A 13,008-nucleotide genomic window follows, 5' to 3' on the forward strand; every position below is an offset into this window, starting at 1 on the left:
ATCAGAGTATTTCTTTTTCAGTTACGATCAGGTCCATTTTCCGGTCGAATGGCTCGACCGGTATCCGGTCTTTCAGCTGGAAATCGTAGCAGATTCCGACCTTGGGAACGTTCAGTGTGGAGAGCAGGCGGTCGTAAAAGCCTTTTCCCCGTCCGAGGCGGTTATGCTGGCGGTCGAAAGCCACGCCCGGAACAATGATCAGGTCTATTTCGCTTTCCGATACGGCCACGCAATCTTCGGTCGGTTCCGGAATACCGAAAGCACCGGCCTTGAGTGATTCTTTTCCTGCGTACAAGAGCAGCCGGAGGTCGTCTCCTTCCACGAGAGGAAGCAATAATTTCTTTTCCCGATACCATTTTTCGATCAGGCCGGCCGTTTGCACCTCGCCCGCAATGGCGTGGTAAAGCGCTATGCAGGAAGCCTGCCGGAAGAGAGCCGTCTCTTCCAGCCGTTCCATTATCTTAGCAGAAAGATCCAGCAATGTAGTCTTCGTATATGATCTCTTTAAGGAGGCCATATCCTCTCGAAGCGTTTGTTTGGCTTTGTGCAATTCCATCGGATGTATTGTTTTTGTTCTCAGGTGTCGGGAATGATTTCCCTTCGTTCAGAACTTTGATGGCATGTTTCAGCGTGATGTCATCGTTCTGGAATATGGGATAGAAGCCCGCTTCGTCGAAGAAGTTACGGACGATATAGGCCTGGAGCTGTTTCTCGATCAGTTTGCCTGATATGCCGATCAGGTGCGGACGTTTCTTAATCCCTTTCGTTGCGGCATAGTTGGTGAAATCGGAAAGCAGCGGTTGCTGTTGCAGGTATTTGTACAAATCCTGATAGGTCTTGAAAGAAGACAGCTTGTCGTAATTGCGATCCGAGTATTCGAGTGCATATAGGTTCAGCGTACCGGAATTGACTACGTTGGAGAAGTAAGAAGTCACGCCGCTTGTGTCACGCGGAATGAAGATATCCGGCATGATACCGCCGCCGCCGTAAACGGGTCGTCCCATCACGGTCTCGTATTTATCGCTGTTGTTCAGCTTGATACTGTCGGCCGAGTCGAATTCGCCGTGCATGAAGCGCTGGTAGATGTCCTGCTCGTATTCGTTGTCTTTACCCAGTTCATACTTTTTCTGGATACAACGTCCGGATGGCGTGTAATAGCGTGCGATCGTCAGGCGGATTTCCGAGCCGTCGCTTAACTGGATCGGTGACTGGACCAGGCCTTTGCCGAAAGTACGGCGACCGATGATCAGCCCGCGGTCGTTGTCCTGGATAGCCCCGGAGAAGATTTCACTGGCGGAGGCCGAGAATTCGTCTGTCAGGACTACTATCGGAGCATCCTGGCAAGTGCCTGTGCCGTTCGTATAGACGTCGTTGCGCGGGAATGCCTTCCCTTCCGTGTACACGATCAGGCGGCCTTCCGGCATGAATTCGTTTACCATATTGATGGCGGCATCCATATAACCGCCCGTGTTGCCGCGAAGGTCGATCACGAAGGAGGTACAGCCTGCCTGTTTCAGTTTGGCGATTGCCGTGATGAACTCGTTGTAAGTGGTACGGCCGAATTTGCTTACCTTGATGTAGCCGATCCCCTTGCTTACCTCGTAAGACACATCGACCGAGCTGACGGGGACATCGCCGCGCGTCACGTCGAAGTACAACAGCTCCGGTTCGTTTTTACGTTTTACGCCCAACTTGACCGTACTGTTCTTCGCTCCGCGCAGGGTTTTCATGATGACTTCCTGGTCGCTTTTGTTGCCGGCATACAGGGAGTCGTTGATCGTGATGATGCGGTCGAAGGGCTTCAAGCCGGCCTTTTCGGACGGGCCGCCCGGAATGACGTTGATGACCAGGATGGTGTCGGTCTGCATGTTGAAGGAAACACCGATTCCGCTGAACGATCCTTCCAGGTCTTCATTTGCCCTTTGGGCGTCTTTTGCCGGTATATACACGGAATGCGGGTCCAGTTCGCTGAAAACTTTAGGAATAGCATCTTCCACCAATTGTTTCATATTGACGGTATCGACATATTGTTCGTCGATAATGTCAAGGATGGCATTGATTTTGTTTCCACTGGAATAAATATGTCTCTTTCCCTGTGTCAGTCTAAGGTAATGATTCCCTACAAAGATCCCGAGAGCAACACTCAAAGCTATAATCACAGGCAACCATACGGCCAACCTTCTGTTCTTGTCCATAAAACGTATCTTTAATCGTTTATTTCTATATAATCTATAATAACACCTGCGCGACGCAATAGGTTGCAACCATCTTCCACCCTGTATTTTTCGGAGTACACCACCCGCTTGATGCCGGACTGGATGATGAGCTTGGCACATTCGATGCAAGGGGCGGAGGTGACGTAGATCGTCGCGTCTTTACTGCTGTTCGACGAAGCGGCCACTTTCGTGATGGCATTGGCTTCCGCATGCAGAACGTAAGGTTTGGTGACATTGTTTTCATCTTCGCAAACATTCTCGAAACCAGATGGCGTACCGTTATATCCGTCAGAGATAATCATATGATCCTTTACTATCAGTGCCCCAACCTGGCGTCTCTTGCAATACGAATTTTCCGCCCATACGGCCGCCATCCTGAGATAGCGCTTATCCAATTCGAGTTGCTTTTCCTTCTTATCGCACATCGTTTTCTGATTTTATATACCTTAATTATATAATAGCAGACAAAGGTACATATATTTGGGATATATGGAATAGGTTTAACGGTTTTTGTCGGGATGACCGTTTTAAATTTTGTCACCGGCCGTTTTTACGCTTTTCTCAAGATATGTACTGCCTTTGTTCGGGCCTTATTGTAATATTCGTAAAAAACTCATTGGTCAGAATCGAAAATACTACCGCATCAAATTTGATTTTCTACCCCATCTAATTCAAATTATCCGCAAGGGTAATATTTTTTAAGAAACTACTATTCTCTATATGTTGCTATAAATTAAATATTTATGCTCTATTCTCGTTTTCGGGGGGGATATTGTGCTTTTGTGTCTGTTTATTTAGGCCAGGCCGATACCGTAGAGGTGGATTAACCGTTTTGATTTGCGAAAAAAAGATTTTTGCTAAGATGTTGATATTTAATGAAAAATAAAAATTGTCAGAAAGAAGAGAGGATGAAAAGTTTCGCAAATATTTGTTTTCTGTTTTTTAGTTGTTACATTTGCGAAAATGTCATGTATGAGTTTAGGTGTTCTTTGACGTTTTGTTCTAAAAATCAGAAGGTTGGAAAGTGTGGGATTGTGCGTTTTTCGCAAATCCCCGTAGCTTTCGGATATGATTTTTGATTTGCGAAAGTTTAAATAGTTGATAAATAGATAGATGAGCAATTTTTAATTCGATTTTTACTTGGATTGTAAATCTCAAATCTCTACATTTGCGAAAAAATAGTTCTAAATGGATTAACTCTCTGACGCAAAGACAAAAGCAGAAGGAGTGAATAAAAGTTCCAAAAGTCGTAAAATGCTCTCTGATAGGTTGTCAGAGAGTATTCCATTAGAATAAGGATTAAGACAAACATCGTTCTCGTCTATGAGATAGATAGGTGCAGTCAGAGAGTATTCCATTAGAATAAGGATTAAGACCAGTCCCAGCATTCTGCAATGTTTCTTTCACTTTGAGTCAGAGAGTATTCCATTAGAATAAGGATTAAGACAGATGAAAAACTAAACATAGCTACCAGGGCGATCGTCAGAGAGTATTCCATTAGAATAAGGATTAAGACAAAACCGATACCGTCACCGTCTCGGATAATACTGATAGTCAGAGAGTATTCCATTAGAATAAGGATTAAGACGTAACATCAAAAGATGCTACATGAACTTTCTGGCGGCGTCAGAGAGTATTCCATTAGAATAAGGATTAAGACAAAGAAACGCCCATGGTGGTTTCACCCACAACGGTCAGAGAGTATTCCATTAGAATAAGGATTAAGACCGCTGAGGACGCAAGGTCACAAGCGCAGTATATGCGTCAGAGAGTATTCCATTAGAATAAGGATTAAGACGGTAAAGAAGAAAACAAAATAAAATCGCCGTATACAGTCAGAGAGTATTCCATTAGAATAAGGATTAAGACCCGTTATTGACCTCGTAATCGAAAGTCGTTGGGCGTCAGAGAGTATTCCATTAGAATAAGGATTAAGACGTGGATTGGTCCAGAGACTGGCGCAAAGCGTCAGCTGTCAGAGAGTATTCCATTAGAATAAGGATTAAGACGAGTGACGTTCAATTCCAAAGATATTACGAACTAGTCAGAGAGTATTCCATTAGAATAAGGATTAAGACACAAAGTAGATTTCTCAACCTTCTTGTTTTCGGCCGTGTCAGAGAGTATTCCATTAGAATAAGGATTAAGACAACGATCCTTGGCTTCGAAATTCTCAATTGCAAGGCGTCAGAGAGTATTCCATTAGAATAAGGATTAAGACATTAATATCACCGTCGAAAGTGCGGTGTTTTTGTTTCTGTCAGAGAGTATTCCATTAGAATAAGGATTAAGACCGCTCAGCACCTTATCTTCCGGTTTGGGAGGGGTCGTCAGAGAGTATTCCATTAGAATAAGGATTAAGACCATAATGGCCCTTTGTGCAAAACCCCGCCGTAATAACGTCAGAGAGTATTCCATTAGAATAAGGATTAAGACATAGCGACCATTTCGCCGTCATAACCACCGATAAAAGTCAGAGAGTATTCCATTAGAATAAGGATTAAGACAGCGGCTCCGGCAGCTTCATCGGTGAATTTATCAGTGTCAGAGAGTATTCCATTAGAATAAGGATTAAGACTCAGCGCCAAAGCCAAACATTGCGTCCCATGTGATTAAGTCAGAGAGTATTCCATTAGAATAAGGATTAAGACATTTCCTTCACAAGAAATAATTACGTCTTCGTCGGTCAGAGAGTATTCCATTAGAATAAGAATTAAGACATACGAATTGTCGGCAGTTCCACGGTTTTTTCATGTCAGAGAGTATTCCATTAGAATAAGGATTAAGACACGATAACTCCTAATAGAACACCCCAAAACACATTGTCAGAGAGTATTCCATTAGAATAAGGATAAAAAACTTGTTGTCGTTTTGTTGATTTGTGGAAGTAATCAGAGGAGTGTAATTGCGGTAAGGATATAATGAATATCATTGTTAACATAAAAATACGAATATGGAAACGCGTAAATCTTATTATTCAGTATTGTGTACGGAAGAATTTTTGTTTGAAGCTTGGAAGGCTATAAAAAGTAAAAATGCTTCTGGAGGTATAGACGGAATCACATTGGCTTGTTTCGAAGATAACCTTCAAACTTATATTTCGGAATTATCCAATGATTTGAAAGCTGGTACGTGGTCGCCGGAGCCTTATTTAAGCATCGAAATTCCCAAAAAGAAAAGCGAAGTGCGAAAGTTGGGGCTGTTGTCGGTTAAAGACAAGATCGTGCAATATGCTATCAAAACACTTGTGGAACCTCTTTTCGAGAATATTTTTATGGATTCCAGCTATGGCTATCGACCCAATAAAGGACATACAAAAGCGGTTAGGAGGGCGTTGAGTGAATGCTGCAAAAAGAAAAACAAATGGGTGCTGCGGTTGGATATTGATAACTATTTCGATACGATCAACCACCATTTGTTAGCAGCCCGACTTCATGCCCTGATTCCGGATGAGGAGATAGTGCGGTTGATTATGTTGTCTGTGCAGATGGGAATCGTTAACAAACATTTGAAATGGAGTGACAACTTGGAAGGCGTACCCCAAGGTGCGATCCTTTCTCCTTTATTATCAAATTTCTATCTACATCCGTTCGATAAGTATGTGCAAACATTAACTCGTTCTTATGTTCGTTACGCTGATGATTTCTGCTTGATGTGCGAAACGCATGAACAGGCGAAAAGTTGGTTGAAGCAGTTGTCTGTTTATTTGCAAACACATTTGGGGCTGTCGTTAAACACGCCAATTGTGGCAGAGCTACGTAAAGGTTTTGAGTTTTTAGGCATAACGATATCCAAAGGCGGATTGAGTTTGTCTAATAAGAAAGAAGTCGATTTGAAAGAACGGATCACTAATTTATCTGTCACGGATAAGGGATTTACACCGGCCAGCCTTCGTGCCTGGGCTGGAGTGCGTAACTACTATGGAACGTTGTTGCCTCAGCCTGTATTACATTCACTGGATGATTTGTTATACGAACACTTGAAGCAGGTCGTGTCTGCTTCTTACCGGCAAATAGCTAACCGCGCAGTCTTGACGCGAATGATGTCGGAGATCGATTATCTTTCGAACGAATACCAATTGTATAAGAAAAGGATACTTCAGGATTATGTAGAGCTTTATGACTTTCATAAGGGATTGGATAAGGAAGAAAAGGCGAAAGAACAGAACAAGAAAATTATAGAACAGCGAAAAGCGGAATACCGGAAACGTGAGGGAGAAGGTAGCGAATTGTTGGTGAATACGTTTGGTTGTTTCGTCGGTCTTTCAGGCAAAGGTATAACGGTGAAACGGCAGGGTAAAGTAATTCATCAAAAGCCATTAGGGGCTCTTTCGCATATAACGATAAGCAGTAAAGGGGTGACTCTGTCATCCAATTTGATTGACTATTGTTTGGCAAACAAGATCACAATAGACTTTTTCAATTCTTCCGGTGGTCATACCGGATCTATTCTGTCGAATAAATACATCGAAAATACGTTGTGGAACAAGCAGGCGCAATGTGGAAAAGAAAAACGCTTGTTTCTGGCAACTTGCATGATTGAGGCAAAGTTGAAAAATCAGTTCTATTTGGTGAAGTACTTCCATAAATATCATAAACATTGTTATAATACACTTGGGGCAATGTATGAAGAATTATCTGCATTTAATATCCGGTTTAAAACATTTGTCCGTAATCAAGGCAGTAAGGACGAAGGATATTTGACGCAGTTGGTTGGACAAGAGGCGCAAGGGGCAGTCAAATATTGGGGTTATGTACGGGAACTGTTGGCTGATGACAAGGTGAGTTTTGTCAAGCGTGAGCGGAAAGGAGCTACGGATTTGGTAAACTGTATGCTTAACTATGGTTATGCTTTGTTGTATACAAGAGTTTGGCAGGCTTTATTAGGAGCGAAACTTAACCCGTTCGACAGTATCATACATGTTCGTCAGCCGGGTAAACCTACGTTTGTCTATGACGTAGTTGAGATGTTTCGCTCCCAGGTTGTAGATCGTGTTGTCATCTCAATGGTGCAAAAAGGGCCGTCGCTGAAAGTGGAAAAGGGTATGCTGGAGAACGGAACGAAGAAGCTTTTGATCAAAAACGTATTGGAACGCTTGAATCGGTATGAGAAATACTGGGGAGAAGAAATAACGATGGAGCAGATCATACGCAGGCAGGCGAACGAGATGGCTGCCTATATTGGTGAAGGGGAGAGATACAAACCTTATATTGCAAAGTGGTGATGAGAGCAAAGAAAAATTTTGTAATAGTCGCTTATGATGTGGCAGACGATAGGCGGAGGAGTCATGTAGTCAAATTATTGGAGAAAGTGGGTGTTCGTATCAATTACAGCGTCTTTGAATGTTTGCTTACGGATTCACAATTCGAAAAATTGCAGGTGAATATAGGTGCGAAGATAGACAGCCGTGAAGATCGGATAGTGTATTATCCAATATGTGTCGGTTGTTATACGAAGATAGTGTATCAGCCGGAACGGAAGAGCAAGTATGTGAGAGTAACGGTGGTTTAAAGTAGTAGATTTGTTGGTTGAAATGATTTCTTACTACCAATTTGGTTTGTTTTAAGCTGTTTTATTAATATGCGATTCTTCCTTTTTGCTCCTTTCAGCCTAAAAATGGCATGACTCCGTATGATCTTTCCGAAACCTCAATAATCTTTACATGTATCTATGAATAGTCGGGAAGATTATGTCTCTATCATCCGGTTAATGTGAATTGCTATACAAAAAACTATCGATCGAATAAAGATTAAGAATGTGGTAATGGCTTGTTTTTGCGGTAATTATATGTTGTGTGAAAGACTGTGATATTTTTTTGAAAATAAAAAAGCAAAAAATATTAGGTCTGTTAGAATTTATTTGTTAATATTGGGGAACCATTAAAGATAATCTATATGAATCAAACACGAATAACGACAGCACTATTCAGAAATCGGATATCTGATGACGAAATTCCATTTTTTAGAGGAGCAATGATTCGTTTGTCTGGCGATGATGCTCTTTTCCATAATCATAATGGTGATGGTTTCAATTATAGTTACCCTTTGGTCCAATATAAGAAGGTCAAGGGAAGTGCGGTTGTGCTTGGTATTAATCAAGGGGCTGTGGCTGTGGAAAGACTGTTTGGTATGGAAAGCACTTTTTCTTGTCAGTTAGGAAATCGAAATATAGAGTTGGAGCTGGCTTCGATTCGAACGGAGAGTTTGTTTTCTTGTTGTTGCGAATCAGATAATACATATCGAATTCGCTATTGGTTGCCATTGAATTGCGAAAATTATAAAGAGTATCAACAGGCGGAAGGGCTTATCGAACGTATCGCTATGCTTGAGAAAATTCTGGTCGGGAATGTGCTTTCTTTTGGCAAAGGCATCGGTATCCATTTCGAATTTCCAGTTATTTGCCGTATCTTAAAATTGGAAGATCCAGGCTTGAGCCGATATAAGAATGTGGAATTAATGAGCTTTTCTGCTGCATTTCGGTGCAATGTCTTTTTACCGGAATATATCGGGTTGGGAAAATCGTCAAGTATGGGATATGGTATTGTGAATTGTATAAGAGATGTAAAATAAAAAGATATGCAGAAGCAAATGAGCGAGAGTGAAAGGCAATTGTTTTTGTTAGGCGGGCATGACTTGGAAATGCTTACCATCCGTCAGCAGCTTGACAGGACGGGGATTGCGTATGTGGATCATCAACTTCGTTGGGACAATGCGCGGTTAAGCAGTTACCGGAAAGAATTGGAAGAGGCTTCCGCGAAAGACTGGATTGTCTATGGAGTGGAATTGCAGGAAGATATTCCAAAACCGCCCGGATATAGAGCTATCGACCACCATAATTCATTTGCTCATTTGGATAGTGCTTTAGAGCAGGTGATGGCATTGCTCGGCCAACCAATGGACAGGTCTCAACAGTTGGTCGCTGCCAATGATAAGGGGTATATTCCCGGTATGTTGGAAATCGCGGCAACACAGGAGGAAATAAATCTTATCCGCCATGCTGATCGTAAAGCTCAGGGAATTACAGATGAAGACGAATCTTTGGCGGAGAAGGCTGTTACAAATAATTGTACAAAGATCGGAGATCTATTTGTTGTGAAGGCGTTTTCTTCTCGTTTTTCCCCAATTTGTGATCGTCTGTTCCCTTTTCGGAGTTTATTGGTCTATACGGATGAAGAATGGGTGTATTATGGAAAAGGAATGGAAAATGTGAAGAAATTTTTTGAAAAGGAATACTTGGCGGATAATCTGTTTTGTGGTGGAGGAGAGAATGGTTATGTTGGGGTAAAGTGTGGAGTTTATTCGTTAGAAGAGATACAAAAAATGGTGGAACATATAAAAATGATAGAAAAATGAGTACTTATAGTTATCATGTTTTTTATTTTCCTTTTAAATGGGAATTACCTGGGGAGGATAAAAAGTTTTTTTCTGAGCAAATAGATTTAAAACATATCCCTATAAATGAATATACATTATGGGATAGGGTACAATATGATCCAGCGGAAAAATATATACCGGTTGTTGGTGAGGACACAAAAGACCGGGAAGAACTTTTTGGTGAGTTGCAATATTATTTTGACTTCGTACATCCTGTATTGTATGATATAAAAGGTGCGCAAAATCCTCTCATTTATCATTACGAGAGGAGAGAACCTAAAGCGGGGAACGTGGAATATCGTATAGTGGTAGGTGATAAGGAATATGTGCTGAAGGTTGATGCGATTAATTTGAACTTGTATGCTACTGGGGTAGGTATTCTTTCTTTTTTCTTGGCAAATAATGAGGAATGCCAGAAAGAGGAATTGGATGTTCGGAATATCAACCAATTTGGACGGCGTATTATGCCACCTCACAGTGGTGAATTTTCTGCTGAAAATCGTTCTATGCTGTCTAAATCAATAAAGATAGAAGGACTTCATGGTGATCCTTCAAAATATATGGATGGATTTAATTATAAAATTCATACGACAGGCCAAGATTTGGAATTCGGATTGTCTGATGTTTGGAAACCAGCGGTGTTTATCGATAATCTGATAAAGGACTTGTCGCCGGAAATGAAAGTGACTCCTGTTATAGACGATCGTATGCTTGTGAATTGCTGGTATGGCAATGATGAATTGTCTAAGCAAGTGAAGGATATGACAGAAAACCTGAAAGACGGAGAGTTTGTGATGGGAGATTTCTGGTATAAATATGTATTTGTAGATGATGGAAATGATGATACTTGTCAGAATAATGAAATGAAGAAGAAGCTATTGGAGGAAAGTACTTATTATCGATGGCAGGAACAAGGAACCCTTTATGGAATATCTCGTTATTCATTGGTCGCTTTGACAAATACAAGTTGGTTTGCTTCTAACATATTAGCGATGCACATGCGTACAATTTATTCTCGTATGTTCGAGCTCATTATTATCCAACGCGCTTCAATGTTGAGGTTTTCAGGTGAAGTGACTAAAGTGAGTTGTCTTTCCCGGCGTACGGATCGGCGTTTAGCAGAACGCATTGGCTCTCTTTATCAAGAATATATACGTTTTATAAACCAGATCTATTTTCAGCATGTGACGGTGCAAGATCAAGGTATTGAAATTTATGATATGTTGATGCAGCAATTCGCATCCAGTGAGAAGATAAAAGAGTTGGATGGGGAAATAGGTGAATTACATCAATATATTACATTGTTGATAGATCAGAAAAGAAATGAAAATGGTGAATGGTTGAATTGGTTGGCAGCAGCTTTCTTGCCTGCAACCCTGTTGACCGGTGTCTTTGGGATGAACCGTTCAGTAGATTTAGAATGTAAGGGTGATTTTTGGGGGCATGTGGTGTTTATTATTTTGGTTTCGGTTTTGATATATTATATACTTATAAAAAGAAGGAGGTAGGTTATGCAAACTGTTACTGGGCTATGGTTAGGACTATATCCGACAATTGTGATTTCTGTATTGATTATGGGTGGTTGTTTTGTGTATTTTATTTATTCTTTTTACAGAAGCAAGTATCGTATACAGGAATTGGTATTTTTGGAAGAGAGAATTTTGAAAAGAGACGAATGGAGTAGGAAGATTGTGTGGGAAAAAAATATTGTTGAAAATAAACTGATCGAAGATGCAAAAAGGATCTCAAAGGAACGAGAGGAAAAAGTTGATAAATTGTGGAACAATAGAGATAAAATTCCTCAATTAGATATGAATCGTATAGCGCTTTTGCATCTGTTGCTATCAGGTAGTAAGGAAGCGATAACTCCGGATGTATTGGAGAATGAAATTGAGAAGGTTAAAAAATCATATGAGATAATAAAGGATTATGTGAAATAATAGAAGTTTTGCCATGAAAACATTAAAAGTAACATTAAAACAACATACTCCCTTGATCCATTTTCAGCATGATCAGGAAGGAGCGACATTGAGGGCCTCAGAGGTGAAACCGAAGCTGGACAGGTTTATTGTAGAAAAAATATTTAATAACGATTATGAAAAATGCAAACATTTTTTAGTCGGGTATAAAAAATCTAATAAAGAAAATATTGGGGAAAAAGAGAAGACGGAAGTGTACTTAAATAAAGATTTGGAAATTAAGTTTAAAAAGAATGATTTTAAAGCGTTGAATTATAAAATTAGAATTCAAGAAAGTCAGAAAGATGAGGACGTTTATTTGAAGAATAATCCTCCTGTACCAAAATATAATCCTAAAACAAAAAAAACTGAAATTATTTATAGTATGGAAGCATTCCCTTTGATATTGAGCAATATGGGAGGGAAAAGTAGAGAAGAAGATTTAGTGAATTTCTCATTTAGTGAATACGTTGAACTCAACTTTATTTTTTTGTATAAAGATCAAGTTGATTCAAAAGAACTTGATTTGTATAATGCTATAAGGACGCAAATAACTTATTTTTTTGCTAATACTAATTTTGGACAAAGAAGTAATAAAGGATTTGGTAGTTTTACGGTGGTTAAAATCGGTGATGAAAATATACCTTGGAAGCATATAGAGTTATATGAACATGATACACAATTAATGAAATATGATGTAGATGATGCTGGCTTTGAAAAGATTAAGAAATTATTTGGTGTTATTGATTTTTATTGGAAATGTTTAAAATCAGGGATAAACGGAACTAAAAGAATTGTTAAATCAGAAGGGAAGGTTATTCGTACTAAAAAAGAGAGATATATAAAGTCGTATTTATGGACTTTTCTTAATGCAAAAGGCTATACATGGGAAAAAAGAAAAATTAAAAACGAATTGAATTTGGAAAGCTGTCCGGCGGAAGATGATCCTCACATAATAGTAAATGATAAACTTTCATTTTTTGCACGGGCGCATTTGGGGTGTCCAATTAATGGCTTTAATTACAAAATACCAAAAGGAACTTTTTCATATGGAAAAAAGAAGGAAAAAGAGGAGCGGGTAGGGGTTGTTATCCATAATGATCATGAGATAAAACGAATAGCTTCTCCTATTATATTCAAACCTGTTTTCCTCTGTGTTAAGGATAAAAATGGTGTGATGAAAAATATTGCATATATTTATATTTTGTATGATAAACAAGTTATTGATGCGTTACGTACGGCTCCTGATGCTTTGTTTACATTTACGAGAGATGGCGGTTTAAGTTCTACTTTGCCTCTTTTCTTGAAAGATGCTAAAAAAAATAGATTATTGGTGGACTATGATAGGTTGATAAAGCAATTTCATCAAAGTCTGGGGTTTAAAATGGTGGTAAGAGATTTTGGCTGGAATAATTTATTGGGAGATAAGGAGATATTATTTCAACGAATAGTAAAATAATT

General features: G+C 39.8%; 10 protein-coding genes and 1 CRISPR repeat array. Of the genes, 7 read left to right on the forward strand and 3 right to left on the reverse strand.

The window, feature by feature from the left end; genetic code table 11:
• Window position 1: 1 nt before the first annotated feature.
• From ACW6QF_RS03065 to ACW6QF_RS03075, 3 genes are read right to left on the reverse strand one after another with little or no spacing between them, the layout of a single operon-like run.
• Window positions 2–517, reverse strand: coding sequence for a 5-formyltetrahydrofolate cyclo-ligase (locus tag ACW6QF_RS03065; RefSeq protein WP_456086776.1), 516 nt, complete (start codon window positions 515–517; stop codon window positions 2–4).
• A complete protein-coding gene (locus ACW6QF_RS03070) occupies window positions 462–2,195 on the reverse strand; it encodes a S41 family peptidase (RefSeq protein WP_298551463.1) in 1,734 nt (577 codons plus the stop codon). The genes ACW6QF_RS03065 and ACW6QF_RS03070 overlap by 56 nt, the downstream gene beginning before the upstream one ends.
• Window positions 2,196–2,206: 11 nt before the next feature.
• The gene (locus ACW6QF_RS03075) at window positions 2,207–2,641 is read right to left on the reverse strand and encodes a dCMP deaminase family protein (protein ID WP_298551461.1); all 435 of its coding nucleotides are present in this window, start codon (window positions 2,639–2,641) and stop codon (window positions 2,207–2,209) included.
• Window positions 2,642–3,487: 846 nt separating this feature from the next.
• Window positions 3,488–5,075: direct repeats of the CRISPR family, unit length 35 nt; unit sequence GTCAGAGAGTATTCCATTAGAATAAGGATTAAGAC.
• A 94-nt stretch (window positions 5,076–5,169) separates the two neighbouring features.
• Here ACW6QF_RS03075 and cas1 point away from each other — a divergent pair.
• From cas1 to ACW6QF_RS03110, 7 genes are all read left to right on the forward strand, one after another.
• On the forward strand, window positions 5,170–7,440 hold the full coding sequence (gene cas1, locus ACW6QF_RS03080) for a CRISPR-associated endonuclease Cas1 (protein ID WP_456086777.1): 2,271 nt from the start codon (window positions 5,170–5,172) through the stop codon (window positions 7,438–7,440).
• Entirely contained in the window at window positions 7,440–7,727 is a 288-nt protein-coding gene (cas2, locus tag ACW6QF_RS03085; RefSeq protein WP_456086778.1) for a CRISPR-associated endonuclease Cas2, read from the forward strand. The genes cas1 and cas2 overlap by 1 nt, the downstream gene beginning before the upstream one ends.
• A 383-nt stretch (window positions 7,728–8,110) precedes the next feature.
• Window positions 8,111–8,785, forward strand: a complete 675-nt coding sequence (locus tag ACW6QF_RS03090) for a CRISPR-associated endonuclease Cas6 (protein ID WP_456086779.1) — start codon at window positions 8,111–8,113, stop codon at window positions 8,783–8,785.
• 6 nt (window positions 8,786–8,791) lie between these two features.
• On the forward strand, window positions 8,792–9,568 hold the full coding sequence (locus ACW6QF_RS03095) for a hypothetical protein (protein WP_456086780.1): 777 nt from the start codon (window positions 8,792–8,794) through the stop codon (window positions 9,566–9,568).
• Window positions 9,565–11,097 (forward strand): CorA family divalent cation transporter, encoded by a 1,533-nt coding sequence (locus tag ACW6QF_RS03100; protein WP_456086781.1) that lies wholly within the window; start codon window positions 9,565–9,567, stop codon window positions 11,095–11,097. The genes ACW6QF_RS03095 and ACW6QF_RS03100 overlap by 4 nt, the downstream gene beginning before the upstream one ends.
• 3 nt (window positions 11,098–11,100) lie before the next feature.
• Window positions 11,101–11,529, forward strand: coding sequence for a hypothetical protein (locus tag ACW6QF_RS03105; protein WP_456086782.1), 429 nt, complete (start codon window positions 11,101–11,103; stop codon window positions 11,527–11,529).
• A 13-nt stretch (window positions 11,530–11,542) separates the two neighbouring features.
• Window positions 11,543–13,006: a hypothetical protein gene (locus tag ACW6QF_RS03110; protein WP_456086783.1), complete on the forward strand. Its 1,464-nt coding sequence runs from the start codon at window positions 11,543–11,545 to the stop codon at window positions 13,004–13,006.
• The last annotated feature ends 2 nt before the right edge of the window (window positions 13,007–13,008 follow it).

The organism is Parabacteroides sp., assembly GCF_977054455.1.

Excerpts from the sequence above, each read along its gene's own strand:
- ACW6QF_RS03065 (WP_456086776.1), bottom strand. The coding sequence starts at position 517 with ATGGCCTCCTTAAAGAGATCATATACGAAGACTACATTGCTGGATCTT.
- ACW6QF_RS03070 (WP_298551463.1), bottom strand. The coding sequence starts at position 2,195 with ATGGACAAGAACAGAAGGTTGGCCGTATGGTTGCCTGTGATTATAGCT.
- ACW6QF_RS03075 (WP_298551461.1), bottom strand. The coding sequence starts at position 2,641 with ATGTGCGATAAGAAGGAAAAGCAACTCGAATTGGATAAGCGCTATCTC.
- cas1 (WP_456086777.1), top strand. The coding sequence starts at position 5,170 with ATGGAAACGCGTAAATCTTATTATTCAGTATTGTGTACGGAAGAATTT.
- cas2 (WP_456086778.1), top strand. The coding sequence starts at position 7,440 with ATGAGAGCAAAGAAAAATTTTGTAATAGTCGCTTATGATGTGGCAGAC.
- ACW6QF_RS03090 (WP_456086779.1), top strand. The coding sequence starts at position 8,111 with ATGAATCAAACACGAATAACGACAGCACTATTCAGAAATCGGATATCT.
- ACW6QF_RS03095 (WP_456086780.1), top strand. The coding sequence starts at position 8,792 with ATGCAGAAGCAAATGAGCGAGAGTGAAAGGCAATTGTTTTTGTTAGGC.
- ACW6QF_RS03100 (WP_456086781.1), top strand. The coding sequence starts at position 9,565 with ATGAGTACTTATAGTTATCATGTTTTTTATTTTCCTTTTAAATGGGAA.
- ACW6QF_RS03105 (WP_456086782.1), top strand. The coding sequence starts at position 11,101 with ATGCAAACTGTTACTGGGCTATGGTTAGGACTATATCCGACAATTGTG.
- ACW6QF_RS03110 (WP_456086783.1), top strand. The coding sequence starts at position 11,543 with ATGAAAACATTAAAAGTAACATTAAAACAACATACTCCCTTGATCCAT.